We start from the raw sequence: 23257 nt of genomic DNA on the forward strand, positions 1-23257 counted from the left end.
TTGCAGCCGCAATAGCCGCCTGGTTGCAGGCAACATGCAGTGGGTTTGGCAAGCTTTTTGCTTCGCAATTCGCCGGATCGCCATCTCACGGCCCAGGAGCCACTTGCACCGATGTTTTCTGAATTCGCCAGAGTGGTTGTGGAAAAGCTTTCGAACCTCAATCTGCTGACGCTCGGCCTGCTTTTTCTCACGGCACTGGGGAGCGCGGTGGTCGCTTACTGGCGAACTGTCGAGCATAAATCCTTCAGGGACTTTTTCGATTTCGCGTTCCCGGCGGAAGTCATTCTACACCCGTCGGCGCGAGCCGATGTCCTATTTTGGGTCACGAAACGGCTGATGATGCCTTTTCTGCTCATCCCTGCCGGCGTCACCTTCGTTGCTGCAGTTGGCTATGGGACACACCAGGCAATCGGTTGGCTGTTCGACATCCAGGCGCCGCTCATCGGCGGCCCGGCCGGACCGGTGACGATCGTCATCTTCACCGCAACCATGCTGATCGCCTACGATATCTCATACTATCTCTACCATGTCGCCCAGCACCACTTCCCGTTCCTGTGGGAATTGCACAAGGTGCATCATTCGGCCGAAGTGATGGTGGGAATCACCAAGGATCGGGTTCATCCGCTGGACGATCTGATGAATCGTATGTGGGATGGCGTCATCCCGGGGATCTGCTTCGGCATCTGGAGCCTGATCGCGCTCGATCCGGTGGAGATCGCTATCTTCGGCATCAACGTCTATGTCATCCGCAACATCCTGATGATGGACTTTGTTCGCCATACACACTTCAAGATTTCCTTCGGCCCGTTGAACAACATCATCTTGTGCCCGCACTGGCACCAGGTGCACCACAGCATCGACCCTCGCCACTATGATAAGAATTTTGGCCTGCTTTTTTCGTTCTGGGACCGCCTCTTCGGAACGCAGTTTGTCCCGGATCCGGATGAAGACCTCAAATTTGGCCTGATAGATCGCGATGTGCGCGACTATCAATCGCTCTTTGGGCTTTACATCCTGCCGCTCAAGAAGATGGGAGGGCATGTTATCAGACTGTTCCACAGGCGTCCCGATGTCATCGCACAGCCACAGGATCGTTCCCCTTCATGAACACCATTGTTTCGATTGACGCTTCGAGCGCAGAGCGCCTGGAAGTTGTCCGTTCGGCGGAACGCCTGGCTGCGGTCGAAGCCGATTGGATGCATCTTTGGCATCGCACCGATGCGCTGATCTTTCAGAGTCATGCCTGGGTTTCGGCATGGTGGAATACTGTAGCGGACCGTGACCAACGCGCGCTGCGGATCGGCCTGGTCTGGAACGGTGACAGGCTCGTTGCCATCGTTCCCCTGGCGATCGGCAAGCGCAAAGGCCTGCGGTTTCTTGAATGGGCGGCCAACAGCTATACCGATTACGGGGATATTCTCATTGCTCCGGAATGCTCATTATCGGCCCTGCAGGGCGTATGGGCCCAGATATGTGACGCCGGCGGCTTCGATCTTGCCTTTCTCAATCGTCTTTTGCCGGGTGCGGCGGCGCGCAAAATTTTCACTGCGGATGTCTCACGCGGCATCAGGCTTCGCCCCAATCACAGGGAGGAAGTCAGTTATCGCGTCGCCGGACCGTGGAAGAGCGGAGCGGCATGGTTCGAGGACCAGTCCAAAAAGACACGCCAGAACTATCGGCGAGGCATCAAGGCATTGGAAGAAACCGGGAAAGTGAAATTTCGCTTGCTTGCCACCGATGAGCCGCTGCAGCCGGTATTGGAGCGGCTCGCTGCCCTGAAGCGCAGATGGCTGGTGCAGCACACGCGTGAATCCCAACTTTTCGAGGAGGGAGCGCCAGTGCTCGCCGCACTCGTCGACGCGCTGGCGCGCGCCGGCTTGCTGCACATTTTCGTGCTTGAATGCGATGGCGTGATGGTCGCAGTCTCGATCAACTTCGTCCAGCACCACACCATGATGGCGTTTGTGACCACCTTCGATCCGGATTTCAGCCGAGCGTCGCCGGGCATAATCCTGATCATGGACTACATACAGTGGTCGATCGATCATGGCTTGGGCATGGTCGATTTCCTCTGTGGCGCAGAGTCCTTCAAGAACAAGTTCGCAACGCAGGGTGTTATCCTACAATCCGTTCTTGGGACGCGCACGGCGCAAGGCCAGCTCGCTTTTCTTGCCGATCGTATGCGTCAGACGGTCCGGCATGTACGCGGGCGCGGGGTGGTACCGACACCTTGATTTCGGCTTGATTGCGTCAGCCTCATCAGGTCGCCGGCAGCACGAACCGCTCAAAGTGCCGATTGTGCCTGCGATGGAACGACCCGCCAGACTTTATTGCCGACATCGTCTGCTACCAGAAGGGCGCCGCGCCGGTCTATCGCCACCCCCACAGGACGGCCGAAAGCCTTGTCGTCCTGGCTCAGGAAGCCGGTGAGGATGTCTTGAGGCGGGCCAGAGGGCTTGCCACCGGTAAACGGCACGAAAATCACCTTGTAGCCGCTGCGCGGCTTGCGATTCCACGAGCCATGTTGCCCGACGAAGGCGCCATTCCTGTATTGAGGACCGAACAGGTCGCCCGTGTTGAAGGTCAGTCCCAATGAAGCCGTGTGCGCCCCGAGCGCATAGTCCGGCTTGATCGCCTTGGCGACGAGGTCGGGCCGCTGCGGCTCGACGCGATCATCGACATGCTGGCCGTAGTAGCTGTAAGGCCAGCCGTAGAAGCCGCCATCCTTCACCGAGGTCATGTAGTCCGGCACGAGGTCGCTGCCGATCTCGTCGCGCTCGTTGACGACGACCCAAAGCTCGCCGCTTTCCGGATTCCAGGACAGGCCGTTGGGATTGCGCAGCCCGGAGGCGAAGAGACGCGTCTGTTTCGAGGCGAGATCGATCTCCAGCACGGCGGCGCGGCTCTCCTCTTCCTCCAAGCCGTTCTCGCCGACATTGGAATTGGATCCGACCGTTGCATAGAGCTTCGTCCCGTCCTGCGAGGCGGTCACGTCCTTGGTCCAGTGGTGGTTCCTCCCCGCAGACAGGTCGACGATCTTCTCCGCCGGTGCGGTGATCTCGGTCGCGCCCTCCTGGTAGGGAAAAGCCACAATTGCATTGGCATTGGCGACGTAGAGCTTGCCATTGAGCAGGGTCATGCCGAATGGCGAGAACAGACCAGTGAGGAAGGCCGTTTTGGTTTCTGCCACCCCGTCGCCATCCTGATCGCGCAGCAGCGAGATGCGATTGGCGCTAGACGTTTCCGCGCCAGCCCGGCTCTGGAAGAGGTCTGTGAAGAAGTGGCGTATGCTGCGGATGCTATCTATGAGGAAGCCGCGTATGCTGCGTGTGTTAAAGCCCTCGTCCGGCCTGGGCGGCGCATTGCTCTCCGCCACCAGCACGTCGCCGTTTGGCAGCACGTGCAGCCAGCGCGGATGGTCGAGCCCGCCGGCAAACTCGTTGACTGCAAATCCTTGGGCCGCTGTCGGCTTCGTGCCCTTCGGCCACGGCGCGGCCTTGGCGACATGGACGGTCGGCAGCCAGGTCAGATTGGGCTCCGGCAGAGTCGGGTTGGGGCCATAGCCCTCTGCGATCGGAACTGTCGCCTCTTCGCGGGACAGGAAGAAGACCGCTCCGCCGGCGACGACGAAAAGAACGATCAGCACGAGAACGGCGGTAAGCAACTTTTTCACCAGAACCTCGGAATGTCGAAAAAACGCAAACGCGCTTATCGCGTTCCGGTTGCGGACGGAGCGGCCGATAGCGAGAAATAGGCCGCAAGCGCGCGGATGTCGTCATCCGTCAGACCCTTCGCGGCATTGGCCATGAGATGGCCGAAGCGCGTTCCGCCACGCTTTCCGGCCCTGAACAGCCCAAGCTGCGCCGCGATGTAGCGCTCAGGCTGGCCGGCGAGGGAGGGATAGAACCGACTGCGGTCCTGTCTTCCATGGCAGCCGAGACAGGCTGGCACGCCGGCGTGCCTCATGCCTCTCTCGGCGATTTCCTTGCCGCGCCCGATGAGCGCGGGATCGCCCCCGCCGCTGGCATGCGTCGTCGGCAGGGCGGCGAAATGCTTGGCCAGGTCCGGCCAGAACTGCGGCCCCGCCTCAATGGCGGGCAGGCTCATCATCCCGCTTGCCCGGCTTCCTTCGGCGTAGGCACGCAGGCTTTCAAGGAGATAGGCTTCGCTCTGCCCGGCGAGAACGGGTATCGCGGGACCGCGACCCCGTCCGTTCCCACCGTGGCAGCGGACGCAATCCGCGAGCGCCTGCGGCAGGGGCCCGGCATCGCCTTCGGGAGACGCTAGCGTTTCTCCAAAGGCGAGGTCACGATAGGTGGCTTCGTCCATCGACGGCAGCTCGCGCAGGAAGGCGACCATCGCCCAGACCTCGTCGTCGCGTTCCTGCGTCGGCCAGGCAGGCATGCCGGTGAAGCGCACGCCGTGCTTGACGATGCGGAAAAGCTGCGCGTCGGTCCATTCGCCGACGGACCCGGCAAGGTCGGGCGGCTGCGGCAGCATCCTCGTGACGACAGGAGATCGCGGCTCGCCTGGCGCTCCGTGACAGATGGCGCAGCCGCGCGCGAAATGTCCGGCGGCCGGCTGGATCGCATGGCGCGGCAGAGTTTCCGGAACGTCGACCGCCAGCGCATAGGTGCGCACAGCCGATCGCATGGCGAAATGGAGAAACCATTCCGTGATCTTCCAGTGGCCGCTTGAGGCACCGACATTGAAAAAGCCGATCCAGGCCGCCAGCACCACGACGAAGGGCAGAATGGCCAGCGCTATGGCGAGCTTTTTCCAGCTGATATGCATCAGCCTGTCTCCCGCGACGGAGTGGCGAGCATGCGCGCGAAAAGCGTCAAGCCGCCGGCAAGATAGACCGCAGCACCAACCAGAAGCATGATCACGCCGCCAAGCTCCTGATCCTGCTGCGCGGAAAGCGCGATGCCGAAGCAGCTTACCTCGCCTTTCCCATAAAGCGGCCTTGGGGTCAGCGCCAGCAGCGCGCCGAGCAAGGTCATATGGATGGATGTGAGAAGCAGGGCGAAGGCTCCGGCGGCATTGCCTGTGGTGTCCGAGCCGCGGCGCGGCAGGCAGGCCAACCACAAGAACAGCCCGGCGGCGAGGAACGTGGCCTGCTCGATGGCGGTGGCCAACAGCGAGCTTTGAGCCAGCCCCCGCATGGCCGGCGCGTGCCAGGACCAGACAATGACAAGCTCGACGAGGGAGGCGAGGAGGGGTAGGGCGAACGTCCGGTTTGCATCTGGTGTTGGACCGAGCGGGATCCCAATCGCCATCAGCGGCGCGGCGATCGCTACCACTCCCATATGCGCCAGCATGTGCGCCGAAAACGAATCCCGCCAGGCGTCGAGCAGCGGCCCGAGCCAGACCAGGGCGAGGACGAAGAGGCCGAGGATGAGGCAAGCGCGTCTCACCGGATACACTCCGTCAGGAACAATGCGGGCATCGCGGTGAAGATCACGGCGATGAAGCTGAGACCCGAGAGCAGCAGCGTCGCAAAGCCCTGGAACAGGGTCCGGTCCCGTCTCGTCGGATCGTCATGGGGCGGATCATCGGTGCCGAAGCCCCATTGCCGCCAGGCGAGCCATGCGGACAGCGCGATCAGTGAGAGGGCGATCACAGTGGCGGCGGCGATACCCGCGCGCACAGCGCTGAAACTCAGCCCGACAAGCTCGGGTTTGGCGCAATAGATCGCCGCGCCCAGGTAGCAGACGAGGAAATGCGCAGCCCAGACCACGGGCGCGGTAAACAGCGTCCAGAGTGTCTCGATCTGTTTCGGGATGAGCCGCATCGCCGCCTCACATCGCTGCCGGAAAGAGGCCGATGATGGTGAAGGTGATGACGGCGGTGACCAGCAGGAAATGCCAGTAGAGCACCACGTTGCCTAGATCCATGTCATGCTTCGGCGTCAGCCGGCCCGCCAGCGAGCGTGCCAGGCAATAGGCCTGCATGACCGTGCCGACCGCTGCATGGGCGAGCACCCAGAGCACGAGGATCCACACGATTGCGGGATAGACGTGGCGCGTCGGCTCCATGCCGGGAGACCAGGGCCCGGCCAAGCCTGCGGCGGACGCGCCGACGGTCGTTAGTAAGGACAGCACCAGCGAGCCGCGCATAGCGGCCGTGGCGCCGCGCCTGTTGAACGTGCGTGCCGCCACCATCAGGCCCCACGCTGCAGCAAACAGGATGGCAGCCACCAGCGACCAGACCGCATCAGGCCCGGCAATCCCCGCGGTGAAGTCGGCATGGATCGTCCAGTAGAAGAAATAACCGAAGACAAGGCTGGCAAAAGCCGTGCCGTCGCCCACCATGGTGATGAACATCGCCCACCAGCCGACCGAATCGGGACCGGAGGCATAAAGCGGCAGGCTGAGGCCGAGGCCGACATCTTTCTCCGGCTTCTCGGGGATTTCGCCGGTGCCCGTCCAGAGCCAATAGAGGACGGCGCAAAAGCAGATAATTGCAGCCAGCGCCGTCGCGATCCACCAGTGGAAGGTAAGCGCGATGAAGGCGGCCCCGAGCGAGAGGGCCGAGACGATGGTGACATAGGAAGTGCCGCCGACGCGCAGCACCTGGATGGGTTCGGCGTCGAGCACGGAGGTGACCAGTCCCTCGCGCCATCCCTCTTCCGCGTCGGGCAGGTAATAGCGGCCTTCATTGACCTTGCGGGCAAGGTCCTTTTGGTCCCACAGGGGATAGCGGCTGCGCACGAGGGGTATCGAGCGGACGCCCCAGTTCTCCTCCGGCTCGGAAATCCATTCCAGCGTGCCGGCGTTCCACGGGTTGAGTTCGCCGCGCGGCTGCCGGTGCTTCGGCCTGAGCACGTCGAAGACAACCACCAGCACGCCCGCTGCGAAGACGAAGGCTCCGGCCGTCGAGATGAGGTTCAGCCAGTCCCAGCCGATTTCAGCCGGATAAGTGAAGACGCGCCGGGGCATGCCGCGCAAGCCGCTCAGATGCATGGGGAAGAAGGCGATGTTGAAGCCGCAGAACATCAGCCAGAAGGCGAGCCGACCCAGACGGTCGGAAAGCTGCTTCGCGTCGATCAGCGGGTAATAGTAATAGAGTCCGGCCACGACCGGAAAAAGCATGCCGCCGATCAGCACATAATGCAGGTGCGCGACGACAAAATACGTGTCGTGCGCCTGCCAGTCGAAGGGTGCTAGCGCCACCATGACCCCCGTCAGCCCGCCGATGACGAAGATGGCCAATCCTCCGGCACCGAACAGCATCGGCGTCGAGAAGATCACCCGGCCGGCAAGCATGGTGGCGATGAAGACGAAGATCTGCACGCCGGTCGGGATCGCCACCGCCTCGGAGGCCGCCGAGAAGAAGGCCAGCGAGATCTGCGGCAGGCCTGTCGCAAACATGTGATGCACCCACAGGCCGAAGGAGAGGAACCCAGTTCCCACTGCCGCAAGCACGATCCAGGAATAACCGACGATCGGACGCTGGGAAAAAGTCGGCACGATCATCGCCATCAGCGCGATGGCCGGCAGGAAGATGATGTAGACCTCCGGATGGCCGAAGATCCAGAACAGATGCTGCCAGAGCAGCGGGTCGCCGCCGCGTGCCGCGTCGAAGAACGGCCAATCGAACATCCGTTCCATCTCGAACAGGAGGTCGCCGGCGATCAGCGGCGGAAAGGCGAACAGGATCATTCCCGCCACGATCAGCAGGTACCAGGCGAAGAGCGGCATCAGGTTGATGCGCATGCCCGGCGCACGGCATTTCATGATGCCGACGATGAGCTCGACGGCGGCCGCGATCGAGGCGACTTCGATGAACGAAAGGCCTAGCAGCCAAATGTCGGCGCCGATGCCGGAGAACTCCTTGTCGGTGGCGAGCGGCGGATACATGAACCAGCCTGCCGAGGGCGCCGCATTGAAGAAGATCGAGCCACAGACGAAGATACCGCCAAGGAAAAAGCTCCAAAAACTGAAGGCACCGAGGCGCGGGAACGGCATCTCGCGCGCGCCCAGCATCGGCGGCAGGAGGAAGATCGCGACCGCCTCGAAGATCGGCACCGCGAACAGGAACATCATCACCGTGCCGTGCAGGGTGAAGGCCTGGTTGAAGAAGTCGGCCGACAGGAAGTCGTTGTCGGGCACGGCGAGCTGCAGGCGCATGAGCAGCGCGAGCGCGCCGGCGAACAGCATGAAGGCGAAGGCGGCCGAGCCGTACCAGAGGCCGATCTGGAAATTGTTCACCGAGGTCCAGTAGCGCCAGCCGGTCGGATTGGCCCACACGGTGCGCAGCCGCTCTTCCTGCGCCTTGTATTCTTCCCGCGAACGCTCCTTGACCGCAGCGCTCATTGCAGGCCTCTCAGCCAGGCGGCTATGGCGCGAACGTCGTCCGGTGGCAACATGTCGAAAGCCGGCATGCTGGAGCCGGGCTTGATCAGTTCGGGCCGGGCGATGAAGCGGGCGACGGCGTCTTCGGTGTTGGGCAGGATGCCAGCTCCGACGGTGACGCGGGATCCGAGATGCGAAAGATCCGGGCCGATCGTGCCGCGCGCATCTGTGCCCGCGACGAAATGGCAGGACCCGCAGCCATGACGCAGGAACAGCGCGCTGCCGCTCGCGCCTGCGCTTGGCGCAGGAATCGCCTGGGCGGCCAGCCAGGACCGGAATGCTTCGGGCTCCATCGCCACGGCCGAGAACGCCATCAGCGCGTGAGACGTGCCGCAATATTCGGCACAGGGTCCCCGGAAAACACCGGGTTTCGTGGCCTTGAGTGAAAGCCTGTTGATGCGGCCGGGGATCATGTCCATCTTGCCGCCGAGCGGTGGAATCCAGAAGGAATGGATCACATCGGCACTTTTCAGGGTCAATTCGACCCGCTCGCCGACCGTCAGCCTGATCTCGTTGGCAGAAGCGACCGGTGGCCCCTGAGATGGGTGATAGACAACTTCCCACCAGAACTGCCTGCCGGTGACCTCGATCCGCAGGGCGGCGGAGCTCGCCTGGGCGAAGGGCCGGAGGCCAGGCATCAGCCACAGTGCATAGGCGAGCAGGGCACAAAGCGTGACCGACGGGAAGACCACGCCGCCCCAAAGGATGATCCTGCTGGCGGACTTTTCGGCCAGCCTGCGGCGATTGAACAGGGCTGAATGAAGAAGCAGGCCGACCGCGCCCAGCCAGATGAGCGCGCCGCCGCTTAGCATTACCCAGAACAGCACGGCTATCTGCTGCGCTTCCTCTCCCGCGGGCTCAAGTACCGACCGAGCGCCGGCATAGCCGCTCGCGAGCAAAAAAGACGCAGCGGACAGGCTGAAATATTGACCCATTTCCAACCCCTCCGCGGTAAACCGGCGAGATGGGCGGAAGGTTCCGGGCAATTGAGCTTTCGAACTAAAGCTGCATTCGCCGCGGCTCTTGGGCAATTTTTCAACGACTGACGAAACAATTGCGCTCGATCCCCGTTTGCCCGTCATGGTGGGTATTGGGATTGCCCATGCTTAAGGAGGCGACGATGAGCGCAACCGGCCTGGAAGTTTTTGACAAAACCCTGCAAACAACACACATCTGGCTGGACGAGATCATGGCCGACCACGGGCCCGATAGGCGCGTTGCCTGGCATATGCTGGGCGCCGTTTTGCGCACTTTGCGAGACTGGCTGCAGATCGAACTGGCTGCCAATTTGGGAGCGGAGCTGCCGCTTCTCATACGCGGCGCCTACTATGATCGGTATCGGCCGCATAATCTGCCGACCAACAGCCGTTCATTGGAGGAATTCCTGCAGCGCGTGGCCGAGGAGATGAAATCCACTCGACCCGTGAATCCCGAGGATGCGACGAGATCTGTGTTCAAAGTTCTCGCTCGGCATGTCGACCTCGGCCAGTCGGCGAAAGTGCGAGACGCTTTGCCGAAACACATCCAGGCGCTTTGGCCCGAAAGCGTCGGAGTGTAGTGGCAGCAAAGACAAAGGTCGGGCTGCCGATGTGATCTTCAACTGGCTCCGCCCCAGCCGGTCAGTCCTTTTGCTCGCGATACAAGCGCTCGGTCGCCCGATCGCTTTCTCTGCGTTCTGCCGGACCGCGATCGCGCTGCGTGAGGAGTGCGTAGGCGATCAGGATCGCCAGCAATAGCGGGCCGCCGGCAACGACGATCAACCACATGCTGTTCTCGAACATGGAACATCTCCTTTCCCTCATTGTCGAGAAGGTGGAACCGTTCCTCCCTTCTGGTGCAGGGGCGGACAGCACGGTGTAGATATCTTCAACCGAATGACCTGTGCCGCCAATTCAACCGTTGCGTTCGTATGTCCCCACCAATTCTGCTTCCTCCAGGACATGTTTTTTGGCTTCTTGCCAGATGCGCTCCACGCCCGCGGACCCCGGAATCGCGAGGCTCGGCGTGTCGAGCGCGGCAAGTCGGAAATGGTAATGATGGATGCCGTGCCCGATCGGCGGTTCAGGACCGTCATAGTAAGCGTTGCCAAAGTCGTTTGTGGCTTGCCTGAGCGCTGCAGGACCAGGCTTGCCACTCTCAGCGTCGGGCAGTTCGCCGACGTCAGGCGGGATGTTGAACACTGCCCAGTGACCGAAGGTTCCGTTCGGCGCATCGGGATCCTGCACGACGAGAACGAGGCTCTTCGCCTTATCCGGCACGCCCGACCATTTCAGCGGCGGGGACACGTTCTTTCCATCGCGGGTATATCTTTCCGGAATTTTTCCACCCTCGGCAAAGGCGGAACTGCTGAGCGTAAGCGGCATGGTTCATTCCTCCAAAAAACGGCTTGTTCGTGGCGGGCTTGTGCTCGGCAAGCGCACTGATGGAGGAATGGACGTCCCTCGGAAACGTTCCATTGTGCGAACCATTGGCTGGCTGGTTTTCAGGCTTTGACGATATCTGTCTGGACCCCTAACATCTGGTCTCAGACTCACTACGTGTTGAGAGGGAACCACAAAGGCTTTCCGACAGTTGAATGAAGAGGCGACAGCAACCAGACCGGCCGGGGCGAGGATACCATGCGCGAGAACCACTCCGACGTCTTCGATCTGTTTTCGGAGATTTACACGAATGCGGCGCAGGAGGAGATAAGCATCCAGCAATATCTCCTCGCCTGCCGTGAGGATAAATCGATGTATGCCTCGGCGCCCGAACGGATGGTCGAGGCGATCGGCGAACCCACTCTGGTCGACACCAGCATGGATGAGCGGCTCGGCCGCATTTTCGCGAACAGGACAATCAAGGTGTACCCCTCCTTCGCCGAGTTTTATGGCATGGAGGACACGATCGAGCGTATCGCCGGCTATTTTCGCTACGCCTCTCAAGGGCTTGAGGAGCGCAAGCAGATTCTTTACCTGCTCGGCCCTGTCGGCGGCGGCAAGTCCTCGCTGGCCGAACGGCTGAAGAAGCTGATGGAGCAGCGTCCGATCTATACGCTGAAGGTCGGCGACCAGATCAGCCCGGTTTTCGAATCGCCGCTCGGGCTTTTCCATCCCGACCGCATGGCTGACCTTTTGGAGGACAAATACGGCATCGCGCGGCGCCGGTTGAACGGCTTGATCTCGCCGTGGGCGGCCAAGCGCCTCGATGAACTGTCCGGCGACATCTCCAAGTTCAGCGTCGTCAAGCTGATGCCTTCGCGGCTGCGCCAGATCGGTATCGCCAAGACCGAGCCAGGCGATGAAAACAACCAGGACGTTTCGGCCTTGGTCGGCAAGGTCGACATAAGACAACTCGAGCATTTCAGCCAATCCGATCCGGACGCCTATTCCTACAGCGGCGGCCTGAACCGGACCACGCAAGGGTTGCTTGAGTTCGTCGAGATGTTCAAGGCGCCGATCAAGGTCCTCCATCCGTTGCTGACCGCTACCCAGGAAGGCAGCTACAACGGCACGGAAAACTTCGGATCTTTCCCTTATCAGGGCATCGTCGTGGCCCATTCCAACGAATCGGAATGGCTGCAGTTCAAGAACAACAAGAACAATGAGGCGTTCCTCGACCGTATCCTGGTGGTCAAGGTGCCGTATTGCCTGCGGGTCACCGAAGAAAGGCAGATCTACGAAAAGCTGCTGCGCGAGAGCGAGTTGGCCTCCAGCTCCTGCGCTCCGGAGGTGCTGGACATTCTCAGCCGGTTCACCGTATCGACGCGTCTGGCCGAGCACGACAATTCGCCGCTCTACACGAAGATGCGCGTTTATGACGGCGAAAACCTCAAGGACATAGATCCCAAGGCGAAGTCGGTTCAGGAATACCGCGATGCCGCTGGGGTCGACGAAGGGATGACCGGCGTCAGCACGCGCTTTGCTTTCAAGATCCTGTCGCAGACATTCAACTACGACACCAAGGAAGTGGCCGCCGATCCCGTGCATCTGATGTACATTCTGGAGGAGGCGATCAAGCGCGAGCAGTTCCCAAAGGAAACGGAAGCTGCTTATCTCGACTTCATAAAGTCCGAACTCGCCCCGCGTTATGCCGAGTTTATCGGCCATGAGATCCAGAAGGCTTATCTGGAATCCTACAGCGAATACGGCCAGAACCTGTTCGACCGCTACATCGCCTACGCCGACGCCTGGATCGAGGATCAGGACTACAAAGACTCCGACACCGGCCAGATCCTCAATCGCGAGGTGCTGGACAACGAACTGTCGCAAGTCGAAAAGCCGGCCGGCATCGCCAATCCCAAGGACTTCCGCAACGAGGTCGTGAAGTTCACGTTGCGCGCCCGGGCCAGGAATAATGGCCGCAATCCGTCATGGACAAGCTATGAAAAGCTGCGCGAAGTCATCGAAAAGCGGATGTTCGGCCAGGTCGAGGATCTGCTCCCGGTGATCAGCTTCGGCTCCAAGCAGGACAGCGTAACAGAGAAGCGGCATACCGAGTTCGTGCATCGGATGGTCGGACGCGGTTACACCGAACGTCAGGTCCGCCGGCTGGTGGACTGGTACATGCGGGTGAACAAGGCGGGTTGAGTCCGGCCGGGATGGTTCCATGCCGATCTTCATCGATCGCCGACTGAACCCGAAGGACAAGAGCCTCGGCAACCGCCAGCGCTTCCTGAAGCGTGCGCGCGAGGAACTGAAGCGAAGCATCCGGGATCAGATCCGCACCGGCAAGATCGCGGATGTGGATGCCGAGCATGCCGTCTCCATGCCAGCGAGGGGCACAGCCGAGCCGAGCTTCGGCGATGCGAAGGACAGCGGCAGGCGGCAGCACATCCTGCCGGGCAACAAGCATTTCGCCCCAGGCGACCGGGTTCCCAAGCCCGGCCAGGGCGGCGGCGGCTCGTCTCCCGGGAAAGCGGTCTCGGAAGACGACTTTCGTTTCGTGCTCTCGCGCGAGGAGGTGCTCGATCTCTTCTTCGAGGATCTCGAACTTCCCGACATGGTCAAGCTCAATCTCAAGGAGATACTTGCCTTCAAGCCGCGCCGGGCTGGGTTCGCCGCGACCGGTGCCCCAACCAACATCAATGTCGGGCGCACGATGCGAAACAGCCATGGTCGCCGAATTGCGCTCAGGCGTCCCAAGCAGGGGGAACTCGATGCGATTGCGGAGGAACTCGCAATCCTGGAGGCAGAGCCCGCGAGCGCGGCGGCAGGCCAGCGCATTACAGCGTTGCGGGAAGAGCTTGAGCGACTTGAGCGCCGCCGCAAGCGGATCGCCTATGTCGACCCGGTCGACATCCGCTTCAACCGTTTCGACTTCCGGCCCGTGCCGAATGCCAATGCGGTCATGTTCTGTCTCATGGACGTATCCGGCTCAATGGGCGAGCGCGAGAAGGATTTGGCCAAGCGCTTCTTCGTGCTGCTGCACCTGTTCCTGAAACGGCGCTACGATCGCACCGAAATCGTCTTCATCCGTCATACGCACGAGGCGCAGGAGGTGGATGAGGAAACCTTCTTCTACAATACGCAAAGCGGCGGTACGGTCGTTTCCACGGCCCTCGAAGAGATGCACCGCATCATCGAGCAACGCTATCCCAGCAACGAGTGGAACATCTATGCCGCCCAGGCATCGGATGGCGACAATTTCGTGACCGATTCCGAGCGCTGCATAGGCCTCATGGACAGCCAGATCATGCGCCTGTGCCAGTATTTCGCCTATGTCGAGATCATCGACGAACGCGAGAGCCATATTTTCGGCACCACCGACAATGGAACCTCGCTCTGGCGCGCCTACAATGCTGTCAACCAGAGATGGCCGAATTTCCAGATGAGCCGCATCGCCAACGCAGCCGACATCTATCCGGTCTTCCGCCAGCTCTTTGCCAGGCAGCCGGCCTTCCAGAAGAGCGCTTGAAGGTGAGCTGATGGCGAACCAGACCAGCAAATTCGGCCAGACCAGCAAATCCGGCCAAACCAGCAAATCAGGTTTGCTCTTTTCGGGGTCCGACTGGGATTTCAAGACATTGTCGCGCGCCTACGAAGCGATCGAGGCGATCGCGATCGAGGAGCTTCACCTTGACGTCTATCCAGTGCAGATGGAGATCATCTCGTCCCAGCAGATGCTCGACGCCTATTCCTCGGTCGGCATGCCGCTGATGTATCGCCATTGGTCCTTCGGCAAGCATTTCCTCTATCAGGAATTGCTCTATCGCAAAGGCGGGCGGGGGCTCGCCTATGAACTGGTCATCAATTCCAATCCTTGCATCGTCTACCTGATGGAGGAAAACACCATGGCCCTGCAGGCCCTGGTGACAGCTCATGCAGCACTTGGCCATAATCATTTCTTCAAGAACAATCATCTGTTCCGGCAGTGGACGGATGCCAGCGCGATCCTGAGTTATCTTGATTTCGCCAAAGGCTACATTGCCCGCTGCGAGGAGCGGCACGGCGTGGCCGCGGTGGAGGCGATCCTCGACTCGGCCCACGCGCTGATGGAACAGGGCGTGTTCAGATACCATCGGCCGCCGAAGCTGTCGTCGGAGCGGCAGCGTGAAGGCATTCGCGAGCGCCTGGAGTACGAAGAGCGTTCCTACAACGACCTGTGGCGCACGCTCCCGCGTTCGAAGGACGGGACCAAGGCCAGCGAAACGGACCTCGGCATGGCGGAGCGGAAGAAAACGCTCAAGCTGCCCGAGGAGAACCTGCTCTACTTCCTGGAAAAAAACAGCCTGGTCCTGGAGCCTTGGCAACGTGAAATCATCAGGATCGTCCGCGTCGTCGCGCAATACTTTTATCCGCAGCGGCAAACGCAGGTGATGAACGAAGGTTGTGCCACCTTCGTGCACTACACACTCATGAACATGCTGTTCGATCGCGGCCAGATCACCGAAGGCGCGATGCTGGAAATCCTGCGCAACCATTCGAACGTGATCTTTCAGCCGGCTTTCGACGATCCGCGGTTTTCCGGCATCAATCCCTATGCCTTGGGCCTCGACATGATGCAGGACATCCAGCGCATATCGACTGAGCCGACCGCCGAGGATCGTGACTGGTTCCCCGATATAGCCGGCAACGGCAATTGGCGCGAAACCCTGCTCGACGCGTGGGCGAACCATCGCGACGAATCTTTCATCCGCCAGTATCTGAGCCCCGCCCTGATGCGGAAATGGCGGTTCTTTATCCTCGCCGATGCCGCTAGCGAACCGCATTACGAAGTCGCGTCGATACACAATGAGCGTGGCTACGAAAAGATACGCGCCGGGCTCGCTCACAGCTACGACATCGGCGCTAGCCGGCCGGATATCCAGGTGGTGGATGTGGATCTGCTCGGCGACCGACAGTTGCGACTGGAGCACAAGGTGAAGAACGGCATCGTGCTGGAGGAGGCCAGCCGCGACGCGACACTGCGCCATATCCGTCGCCTGTGGGGCTATGAGGTCAGCCTGGCGGCGATCGATGCGCAAACGGGTGGGACGCTCAACGAGCGTTCGACCAGCCAAATCGGGGAATGATCAACCGGACGGCCGGCGACGGCGTCGGTCTACAGCCAATCGCTGCGGGGCCGCGCTGTTTCGCCATGCGTCAGCCCAGCCTCTCGTGATCAGGTTTGCTGTGGGTCCGATGCTCTGGCCGTAGGACCCGGGAAGGTCGGTTCCGTGGGAATCTCGGGTGGTGTATCGGGAGGAATTTCGACGGGCTGCCTTTCCGGGCTGGGAACGGGATCAGGCGAAGGCGGAGGAACGCCCGGAGGCTCATTCGGCGGAGTTTCCGGCGGAGCAGGCGGCCGGGCAGGCTCAGGATTGGGATTATCCGGTATTGGAACGGGATTGTTCGGATCAGGATCAGGATCGGTCATGGCCGTTTCCTTGAGGAGGATCACCCTGGGATGTTCCTGAGGAACACCCTGGGATGTTCCTTGAGGAGGATCACCCTGGGATGACAACCATCGTGCCTGACGATGGTTCCCTGCCGTCACAGGCGTGGCCATTTGGAAGGCCGATGGCACGGACGCGCCGTCCGAGTGACAATTTCGGCGGAACTCAATGCCAGCGGCGCTGGAAAATGGGGCCGCGCCTCCACCTTCGTCACCTTTACCGGGTCGGGGAGCACTCTATGTACGCTGCTTATTGCGAGGCACGGATCAGGGAGCAGCAGCATGCGCGCGTTCATGATTGTCACCCTTCTTCTGGTCGCAATCACGATGGCGCTCTCGCTCGCGCACGCGTTGGAGTTGCCCGGCAAGTTGCGCCTCAAGGAGGCCACTTACAAATCTGTGCAGGCGATCTACTATCCCGGCTTCACTGTCGGCGGGTTCGCCGAGATCGGCGGCATCATTGCGCTCGCCATCCTGCTCTACCTGACGCCTTATCCAGGCGCTCGATTCTGGTGGACCTTGACGTCCCTTGTCTTCTTGGTGGCGGAACATGCGACCTATTGGTTGGTCACCCATCCCGTCAACAATTTCTGGGTGCAAGATGTCGCTGTGTCGAAGCCAGCCGCGACGTTTTTTTCATTGCTCCCTCGGAAGCAAAGCGGCGACTGGAGAGACTTGCGCGACGTTTGGGAAGCCTCGCACGTCGCCAGGGCAGGCCTTGCGATGCTGAGCCTGATCTCAATTGCTGTCGCCGCGACATTTTTTGCTGGGAGTGAATAACGCGGAGGATGCGCAGCGACGCTACTTGTTCGTCCGCATCTTCTGCCTTGGATTGATCCCGCCAAGGGCATTCGTGTCGTTCTCGACATCGCCTTCGATCGTGTTTTCGCCTTCGAGCATGAGTTCGTCGCCTTCCTTGATCGTGCCCTTGGAGGTCCCGATACCGGGATTGTTCCTCAGATCGGCATCGCTCGGTTTTTTCCACTTTGGATGTTTGGTTCCGCTCATGGCACAACTCCTCAAAAAGGGTCCTGCTCTAGAAACAGCAGGGCGCGATGAATGTTCCGCCGAAACGCACCTGATGCGGCTCTGTCGTGAGGCGCTAAAGCCCGAACGGATAGGTGTCGGGAACGCCCGTTCCGACATGCTCCGGCCCAAGCGGCGTCACAGCAGCGGTCTCGTCAAACCAGACGAACGCGTCAAATTGCTGGGACAGAGAGGCATCCGCATAATGGCTGCGCAGCTCGGTCTCCGGCCGATAGATCACGCCGATGAAGCGCTCCAGCCGACGCTCCAGAAGCCGTTCGCGCAGCGTGTCGTCGCGCTTGATGTCGAGCAGGAAACGCGAGACGCCGCAGTCGTGGCAAAGCCGCTCGTAGCTATCGCTATGGGAAGGCCGCACCCGCTTGATTTCCATCTCGCCGTCCCAGTCGGAGGCCGCGGCCACTGTCCCGGAATGCGTGCCGAGCCCGATCAAGGCTGCCCCGTCGCCGAAACGCTGGCGGCAGAGCTGGCCTATGTTCACTTCGTCCCTGACAATTCCCATCTCGGTATAGCGGGCGTCGCCAATATGGGAATTATGCGCCCACACGACCGCCTTGGCGTTCGGCCCGCGAGCTTCCAGCAGATGCTCGAGCGTCTCGAACATGTGGGTGTCGCGCAGGTTCCAGGACTGCGCGCCGCCATAGTACATGATCCGATAGTAGCGTTCTGCGGAAGCGATCAGCCGGGCATTCTGGGTGGCATCCAGAAAATCGACGCCGTCCTGCTGCGCATAGTCGAGCTGTTTGGCAAGCAGTTCGCGGCATTGTTCAAGCACCGCCTTCTCGCATTTCTCGTAACCCGATGTGAGCGCGACACGGCCATAGGTGGATGGCTCGTTTTGCCAAGGCGTCAGGCAGCCATAGCGTTCACGTGCGATCTTTGCCGCCTGCGGATCGACCCGGTCGAGATATTGCAGAACCGCGGCGATCGATCCGCTCATGTTGTAGATGTCGAGGCCATAGAACCCCGCCAGTCGGGACGATATCCTGATCCTTTCATTGTGTTGTCGCATCCAGTCGACGAACGCCGCAACGTCCGTGTTGCGCCACATCCAGGTGGGAAACCGCTGGAACGGCGGATCGGCGTCAGCGCGTGACGACCGGTGGCGGACGTAGCGATCGATCGCCGCTGCATCAGGCCAGTCGGCCTCGACTGCGACGATGGTGAAGCCGTGTTTCTCGATCAGCCTGCGAGTGATCGCCGCGCGGGCTCGGTAGAACTCCGACGTGCCGTGGCTCGCTTCACCGAGCAGGACGACGCGCCTGTCGCCAAACCGGTCGAACAATTCGCCGAACGCCGGATCGTCGAAATCCGGCAGCGGTTCGGCCGCCGCCGCGATCATCTCCGGCAGGCTGCGCGTGCGCGCGCGTCCGGACGGACGATCCGCGATGCGGCTGCCATTCTCGGGCCAGCCCTGCTCGCCGATGAGCGGGACAAACCGCACGCCGCCGAAATCCTCTTCGCTGTAAGTTGCAGCGCCGGTTCGGGTGACCTTGAGAAGGCGCTGATCATGCGGTTCGTCGCCGACCGGGATGACGAGCCTGCCGCCGACGTCGAGCTGCTCCTGAAGCGCAAGCGGCGCACCGGGTCCGCCGGCTGCGACCAGAATGGCGTCGAAGGGCGCTGCGTCGGGCCAGCCTTTGGTGCCATCGCCGGTGCGAACTTCGATATTATCATAGCCAAGCTCTTCGAACCGCTGCCTCGCCGTTTCGGCCAATCCAGCGTGGCGTTCGATCGTGTAAACGCGTTCGACGATCCGGCTCATCACGGCAGCCGCGTACCCGGAGCCGGTGCCAACCTCCAGGACATGGTCGCCCGGTCCGATCTCCGCCATCTCGATCATCAATGCGACGATGTAGGGCTGCGATATCGTCTGGCCCTCCGCAATCGGCAGCGGCCCATCCTCGTAGGCGAATTCTTCAAAGCCGGGTGCGACGAAAGCCTCGCGCGGAACCTCACGCATCGCTTCCAGCACCTCGTGGTCATGGATGCCACGGCGACTGAGATGGACTTCGACCATTCGGTTGCGTGCATCGGGAAGATCGAGCATCTTTTGCTCCTCTTGCCAGTTGGCGGCCCTCCGGCCCGATTGTGCCCCCCAATCGTGCCCAACGGCGACAATCCCTCCATCAGTGCGCGCCCGGCCTCGGCAGCGCTTGATCTCATTTCCTGCGGCTCGTCTCCTTAACCGTTGGCGAGCTTCCAGGTTCCTGCAAAAGAGCGATTGGCGGGCGTAAATGGCGGCTCCAGCCGAACTTATTTCCGTGAAAATCCTTTCTCCGGGGCGATGGCACTCCAGATATCGACGGGCAAACGCATTCTGGAGACGTTTCGATGAACGACGAGGCTCGGACCACCGCGCAGCCAACAGGCCTTGATCAGGTCGCTCTCATGAACCGCTATTGGCGCGCCGCGAACTACATTTCGGTTGGCCAGATATACCTGCTCGACAATCCGCTCCTGCGCGAGCCCTTGAAAGCCGAGCACGTCAAGCCGCGGCTGCTCGGCCATTGGGGCACGACACCCGGCCTCAATTTCATCTACGTCCACCTGAACCGCGTCATCCGTGAGCGCAGTCTCGAAATTCTGTTTATCTGCGGCCCAGGTCATGGCGGCCCGGCGATGGTCGCGAACACATGGCTCGAGGGCACCTACAGCGAGATCTATCCGGAAATCGGCCAGGGCGAGGACGGCCTGAAAAAGCTCTTCCGGCAATTCTCCTTTCCTGGCGGCGTGCCTAGCCATGTGGCGCCCGAAACGCCCGGCTCGATCCATGAAGGCGGAGAACTGGGATATGCGCTGGTCCATGCTTTCGGCGCGGCCTTCGACAATCCCGATCTGGTGGTCGCCTGCGTCGTCGGCGACGGTGAGGCGGAAACCGGTCCGCTCGCGGCGGCATGGCACTCCAACAAGTTCCTGAACCCGGCATCCGACGGCGCCGTGCTGCCGATCCTGCATCTCAACGGCTACAAGATCGCCAACCCGACAATCCTAGCCCGCATGGATGACGTGGAATTGCGAAGCCTGTTTGCCGGCTATGGCTACGAACCATTTTTCGTCGAAGGTCACGAGCCAATTCCCATGCATCGGTTGATGGCCACGAAGCTGGACACCGCGCTGGACAGGATCCGCTCAATCCAGAAGCGAGCCCGTGCTCCGGGCTGGCAGGGAGAGCGTCCGCTGTGGCCGATGATCGTGCTGCGCAGCCCAAAGGGCTGGACCGGACCGAAAGAGGTCGATGGCAAGAAGGTCGAGGATTTCTGGCGCTCGCATCAAGTGCCGGTGTCGAATGCTCGCGGCAACGAGGCGCACCGCAAGATCCTCGAAGACTGGATGCGGAGCTACGAACCGGAAAAGCTGTTCGACGACGGCGGGCGTCTACTTCCAGACCTGGCGGCGCTTGCGCCAAACGGGTCCCAGCGCATGGGCGCGACCCCGTATGCCAATGGCGGATTGCTGAAGCGCGACCTCGCGCTTCCAGATTGGAAAAGCCTGGCGCTCGATGTGCCGCGTCCAGGAGGCGCCAAGGCCGAGGCGACGCGGATTCTCGGAAGCTATCTCCGCGACGTCATACGCCTGAATGCTGAGGCCAGGAATTTCCGGCTGATGGGGCCGGATGAGACATCCTCCAACCGCCTTGACGACGTATTCGAAGTCACGGACCGGGTCTGGATGCAGCGGATCGAGCCCTATGACGTCCAGCTCTCCCGGGACGGCCGCGTCATGGAGGTGCTTAGCGAGCATCTCTGCCAGGGTTGGCTGGAGGGCTATCTGCTGACCGGCCGCCATGGCCTGTTCTCCTGCTACGAGGCGTTCATCCACATCGTCGATTCCATGGTCAACCAGCATGCGAAATGGCTGAAGACGTCCAGGGAGCTTGCCTGGCGCAAGCCGATCGCTTCTCTCAATTACCTGCTGACCTCCCATGTCTGGCGGCAGGATCACAACGGCTTCAGCCATCAGGATCCGGGCTTTGCCGACTTCGTCGCCAACAAGAAGGCCGATACGGTCAGGCTGTATTTTCCGCCGGATGCCAACACGCTGCTCTGGATCGCCGACCATTGCCTGAGAACCTACAACCGCATCAATGTGATCACCGCCGGCAAGCAGCCGGCGCCGCAATGGCTGTCTGTGGAAGACGCGGAAACGCACTGCCGGGCGGGGGCGGGGACCTGGGGATGGGCCGGGACGGTTGCGAAGGGCGAGGATCCGGATGTGGTCATGGCCTGCGCCGGCGACGTGCCGACACTGGAGACGCTCGCTGCCACCGACATTTTGCGCTCGGCGCTTCCGGACCTGAAGGTTCGCGTCGTCAACGTGGTCGACCTGATGACGCTGCAGTCAAATTCAGAGCATCCGCATGGCCTCGCCGATGAGGATTTCGACGCGCTGTTCACGAAAACCAGGCCGGTGATCTTCGCCTATCACGGCTATCCCTATCTCATCCACCGGCTGACCTATCGACGCGCCAACCATGATAACATGCATGTGCACGGTTTTCGCGAGGAAGGCACCACGACGACGCCGTTCGACATGGTCGTGCTCAATGAACTCGACCGTTTCCACCTGGCGCTCGCCGCGATCAAACACGTGCCTGGGCTCGCCGAACGGGCGAAAGATCTTGCCGCCGAACTTCAAGCGAAGCTTGTGGAGCATAGGGCCTATGTCCGCGAGCACGGCGAAGACATGCCCGAGATTCAGAATTGGAACTGGCCCCAAAGCGGTGCGACGAAGGCCGGCGATTGATGCGACAGGCAATTCTCGCGCTGAACGCCGGCTCCTCCAGCATCAAGTTCGGACTATACGACCTTGAACCCTCTGGGGAACTGCAACTCGTCTCGCGTGGTGCGCTGGATCTCGGCGACGCACCGAGGCTCAGCGCGAAAGCGGCCGACGGAACGGTGCAGTGTGATCGGCCGCTTGCGGGAGACGCGCGCAATGCCGGCATCGACGCGTTACTCGACTGGATCGAGAGCGAGCTTGGCGGCAGGAAGCTGGTGGCCTCTGGCCACCGCATCGTGCATGGCGGGCGCGAGTTCGTCGAACCCGTCCGTCTGACGCCTGAGGTGATCGACGCCTTGGACAGGCTGACGCCGCTTGCGCCGATGCACCAGCCTCGCAGTCTCGCGCCGATCCGCACGCTTGCCGCGCTGCGGCCGGACCTGCCGCAGGTCGGGTGCTTCGACACAGCTTTCCATCAGACGATCGATCCGATCGTGAGCCGCTTCGCGCTGCCGCGCAAATACGATGCGGAAGGGATTCGCCGCTACGGGTTTCATGGGCTTTCCTACGAATACATCGCCGGGCGGCTCAAGGAGATATCGCCCGCTCTTGCAGCGAAGCGGACGATCGTTGCCCATCTCGGCAACGGAGCGAGCCTATGTGCCATGCACGACGGAAGAAGCGTCGATACGACGATGGGCTTTTCCGCGCTCGACGGCCTGGTCATGGGCACACGCTGCGGCGCCATCGATCCGGGCGTGCTTTTGTACTTCGTCCTGGAAAGAGGCATCGCGGCGGAGGCTCTGCAGCACATGCTCTATGAGGAATCCGGGCTGCTTGGAATATCCGGCATCTCGGGCGACATGCGCACGCTGGAAGCGAGCGACGACCCCCACGCGCGCGAAGCGGTGAACCTTTTTGCGTTCCGGGCCGCAAGGGAGGCCGCCGCGCTCGCCAACACTTTGGGCGGCCTCGAATGCCTCGTGTTCACCGCCGGCATTGGCGAGCGCTCGGCGCCGGTCCGCAAAGCAATATGCGAAAGGCTTCATTGGCTTGGCGTGGCGATCGACGTGCCATCCAATGCCTCCCATGCCGGGATCATAAGCCGGCCGGACAGCAAGGTCGAAATACGCGTCGTCGCGACCGACGAGGAGAGCATCATTGCCCGCCACACGCGGGTGGAAGGGAATGCTCGATAACGCAATCAACGGCACGGTTTCCAACGCAAGGAACCCTGCGCGCCCGCGCCCGTTTCCCCATCTGATTACCAAAGGGAGAAA

At 61.4% G+C, this 23257-nt stretch carries 19 protein-coding genes; 9 read left to right on the forward strand and 10 right to left on the reverse strand.

Going from position 1 to position 23257, the window contains the following annotated elements:
- Nucleotides 1-111: 111 nt before the first annotated feature.
- Nucleotides 112-1107 (forward strand): sterol desaturase family protein, encoded by a 996-nt coding sequence (locus EJ075_RS20290; RefSeq protein WP_126107392.1) that lies wholly within the window; start codon nt 112-114, stop codon nt 1105-1107.
- On the forward strand, nt 1104-2234 hold the full coding sequence (locus tag EJ075_RS20295) for a GNAT family N-acetyltransferase (RefSeq protein WP_126105486.1): 1131 nt from the start codon (nt 1104-1106) through the stop codon (nt 2232-2234). Before EJ075_RS20290 ends, EJ075_RS20295 begins: the two co-directional genes overlap by 4 nt.
- Before the next feature lie 50 nt (nt 2235-2284).
- On the opposite strand, the gene EJ075_RS20300 is transcribed toward EJ075_RS20295, so the two are convergent.
- The 6 genes from EJ075_RS20300 to coxB form a co-directional block, all read right to left on the reverse strand.
- Nucleotides 2285-3601, reverse strand: a complete 1317-nt coding sequence (locus EJ075_RS20300; protein WP_245458214.1) for a sorbosone dehydrogenase family protein — start codon at nt 3599-3601, stop codon at nt 2285-2287.
- Between the two features lie 107 nt (nt 3602-3708).
- Nucleotides 3709-4794, reverse strand: coding sequence for a c-type cytochrome (locus EJ075_RS20305; protein ID WP_164547148.1), 1086 nt, complete (start codon nt 4792-4794; stop codon nt 3709-3711).
- Nucleotides 4794-5417 (reverse strand): cytochrome c oxidase assembly protein, encoded by a 624-nt coding sequence (locus EJ075_RS20310; RefSeq protein WP_164547149.1) that lies wholly within the window; start codon nt 5415-5417, stop codon nt 4794-4796. The genes EJ075_RS20305 and EJ075_RS20310 overlap by 1 nt, the downstream gene beginning before the upstream one ends.
- Complete coding sequence (locus EJ075_RS20315) at nt 5414-5794, reverse strand: hypothetical protein (protein ID WP_095489087.1); 381 nt, start codon at nt 5792-5794, stop codon at nt 5414-5416. Before EJ075_RS20315 ends, EJ075_RS20310 begins: the two co-directional genes overlap by 4 nt.
- Before the next feature lie 7 nt (nt 5795-5801).
- On the reverse strand, nt 5802-8318 hold the full coding sequence (gene ctaD / locus EJ075_RS20320) for a cytochrome c oxidase subunit I (protein ID WP_126105489.1): 2517 nt from the start codon (nt 8316-8318) through the stop codon (nt 5802-5804).
- Nucleotides 8315-9292 (reverse strand): cytochrome c oxidase subunit II, encoded by a 978-nt coding sequence (coxB, locus tag EJ075_RS20325; protein WP_126105490.1) that lies wholly within the window; start codon nt 9290-9292, stop codon nt 8315-8317. Before coxB ends, ctaD begins: the two co-directional genes overlap by 4 nt.
- Nucleotides 9293-9477: 185 nt before the next feature.
- On the opposite strand from coxB, the gene EJ075_RS20330 reads away from it, so the two are divergent.
- Entirely contained in the window at nt 9478-9915 is a 438-nt protein-coding gene (locus EJ075_RS20330; RefSeq protein WP_095489250.1) for a DUF2267 domain-containing protein, read from the forward strand.
- Between the two features lie 61 nt (nt 9916-9976).
- Here EJ075_RS20330 and EJ075_RS33205 read toward each other — a convergent pair whose 3' ends face one another.
- Both EJ075_RS33205 and EJ075_RS20335 read right to left on the reverse strand, forming a co-directional pair.
- Nucleotides 9977-10138, reverse strand: a complete 162-nt coding sequence (locus EJ075_RS33205) for a hypothetical protein (protein WP_095489090.1) — start codon at nt 10136-10138, stop codon at nt 9977-9979.
- 111 nt (nt 10139-10249) lie between these two features.
- Entirely contained in the window at nt 10250-10720 is a 471-nt protein-coding gene (locus EJ075_RS20335) for a YbhB/YbcL family Raf kinase inhibitor-like protein (RefSeq protein WP_126105491.1), read from the reverse strand.
- Between the two features lie 255 nt (nt 10721-10975).
- Here EJ075_RS20335 and EJ075_RS20340 point away from each other — a divergent pair, with 255 nt between their 5' ends.
- From EJ075_RS20340 to EJ075_RS20355, 4 genes are all read left to right on the forward strand, one after another.
- Nucleotides 10976-12925, forward strand: a complete 1950-nt coding sequence (locus EJ075_RS20340; protein WP_126105492.1) for a PrkA family serine protein kinase — start codon at nt 10976-10978, stop codon at nt 12923-12925.
- A 19-nt stretch (nt 12926-12944) separates the two neighbouring features.
- Nucleotides 12945-14252 carry a YeaH/YhbH family protein gene (locus tag EJ075_RS20345; RefSeq protein WP_126105493.1) on the forward strand — a complete coding sequence of 436 codons (1308 nt, stop codon included), beginning with the start codon at nt 12945-12947 and terminating at the stop codon, nt 14250-14252.
- A 10-nt stretch (nt 14253-14262) separates the two neighbouring features.
- Complete coding sequence (locus EJ075_RS20350) at nt 14263-15849, forward strand: SpoVR family protein (protein WP_126105494.1); 1587 nt, start codon at nt 14263-14265, stop codon at nt 15847-15849.
- 644 nt (nt 15850-16493) lie between these two features.
- Nucleotides 16494-16991: a DUF1772 domain-containing protein gene (locus tag EJ075_RS20355; RefSeq protein ID WP_126105495.1), complete on the forward strand. Its 498-nt coding sequence runs from the start codon at nt 16494-16496 to the stop codon at nt 16989-16991.
- Nucleotides 16992-17012: 21 nt separating this feature from the next.
- On the opposite strand, the gene EJ075_RS20360 is transcribed toward EJ075_RS20355, so the two are convergent.
- Both EJ075_RS20360 and EJ075_RS20365 read right to left on the reverse strand, forming a co-directional pair.
- Entirely contained in the window at nt 17013-17219 is a 207-nt protein-coding gene (locus EJ075_RS20360) for a hypothetical protein (protein WP_126105496.1), read from the reverse strand.
- A 94-nt stretch (nt 17220-17313) separates the two neighbouring features.
- A complete protein-coding gene (locus EJ075_RS20365) occupies nt 17314-19305 on the reverse strand; it encodes a protein-L-isoaspartate(D-aspartate) O-methyltransferase (protein WP_095489096.1) in 1992 nt (663 codons plus the stop codon).
- A 284-nt stretch (nt 19306-19589) separates the two neighbouring features.
- Here EJ075_RS20365 and EJ075_RS20370 point away from each other — a divergent pair, with 284 nt between their 5' ends.
- Together EJ075_RS20370 and EJ075_RS20375 are read left to right on the forward strand one after the other, a co-directional pair.
- Nucleotides 19590-22001: a phosphoketolase family protein gene (locus EJ075_RS20370; RefSeq protein WP_126105497.1), complete on the forward strand. Its 2412-nt coding sequence runs from the start codon at nt 19590-19592 to the stop codon at nt 21999-22001.
- Nucleotides 22001-23176 carry an acetate/propionate family kinase gene (locus EJ075_RS20375; protein ID WP_164547150.1) on the forward strand — a complete coding sequence of 392 codons (1176 nt, stop codon included), beginning with the start codon at nt 22001-22003 and terminating at the stop codon, nt 23174-23176. The genes EJ075_RS20370 and EJ075_RS20375 overlap by 1 nt, the downstream gene beginning before the upstream one ends.
- Nucleotides 23177-23257 lie beyond the last annotated feature (81 nt).

Origin of the sequence: Mesorhizobium sp. M6A.T.Cr.TU.016.01.1.1 (assembly GCF_003952585.1) — a bacterium.
In the GTDB taxonomy this organism is placed as follows: domain Bacteria; phylum Pseudomonadota; class Alphaproteobacteria; order Rhizobiales; family Rhizobiaceae; genus Mesorhizobium; species Mesorhizobium mediterraneum.

Coding starts and splice junctions, on each gene's coding strand:
- coxB (WP_126105490.1), bottom strand. CDS start 9,292: ATGGGTCAATATTTCAGCCTGTCCGCTGCGTCTTTTTTGCTCGCGAGC.
- EJ075_RS20335 (WP_126105491.1), bottom strand. CDS start 10,720: ATGCCGCTTACGCTCAGCAGTTCCGCCTTTGCCGAGGGTGGAAAAATT.
- EJ075_RS20370 (WP_126105497.1), top strand. CDS start 19,590: ATGAACGACGAGGCTCGGACCACCGCGCAGCCAACAGGCCTTGATCAG.
- EJ075_RS20355 (WP_126105495.1), top strand. CDS start 16,494: ATGCGCGCGTTCATGATTGTCACCCTTCTTCTGGTCGCAATCACGATG.
- EJ075_RS20340 (WP_126105492.1), top strand. CDS start 10,976: ATGCGCGAGAACCACTCCGACGTCTTCGATCTGTTTTCGGAGATTTAC.
- EJ075_RS20295 (WP_126105486.1), top strand. CDS start 1,104: ATGAACACCATTGTTTCGATTGACGCTTCGAGCGCAGAGCGCCTGGAA.
- EJ075_RS20330 (WP_095489250.1), top strand. CDS start 9,478: ATGAGCGCAACCGGCCTGGAAGTTTTTGACAAAACCCTGCAAACAACA.
- EJ075_RS33205 (WP_095489090.1), bottom strand. CDS start 10,138: ATGTTCGAGAACAGCATGTGGTTGATCGTCGTTGCCGGCGGCCCGCTA.
- EJ075_RS20360 (WP_126105496.1), bottom strand. CDS start 17,219: ATGAGCGGAACCAAACATCCAAAGTGGAAAAAACCGAGCGATGCCGAT.
- EJ075_RS20305 (WP_164547148.1), bottom strand. CDS start 4,794: ATGCATATCAGCTGGAAAAAGCTCGCCATAGCGCTGGCCATTCTGCCC.
- EJ075_RS20290 (WP_126107392.1), top strand. CDS start 112: ATGTTTTCTGAATTCGCCAGAGTGGTTGTGGAAAAGCTTTCGAACCTC.
- EJ075_RS20375 (WP_164547150.1), top strand. CDS start 22,001: ATGCGACAGGCAATTCTCGCGCTGAACGCCGGCTCCTCCAGCATCAAG.
- EJ075_RS20315 (WP_095489087.1), bottom strand. CDS start 5,794: ATGCGGCTCATCCCGAAACAGATCGAGACACTCTGGACGCTGTTTACC.
- EJ075_RS20350 (WP_126105494.1), top strand. CDS start 14,263: ATGGCGAACCAGACCAGCAAATTCGGCCAGACCAGCAAATCCGGCCAA.
- EJ075_RS20365 (WP_095489096.1), bottom strand. CDS start 19,305: ATGCTCGATCTTCCCGATGCACGCAACCGAATGGTCGAAGTCCATCTC.
- EJ075_RS20345 (WP_126105493.1), top strand. CDS start 12,945: ATGCCGATCTTCATCGATCGCCGACTGAACCCGAAGGACAAGAGCCTC.
- ctaD (WP_126105489.1), bottom strand. CDS start 8,318: ATGAGCGCTGCGGTCAAGGAGCGTTCGCGGGAAGAATACAAGGCGCAG.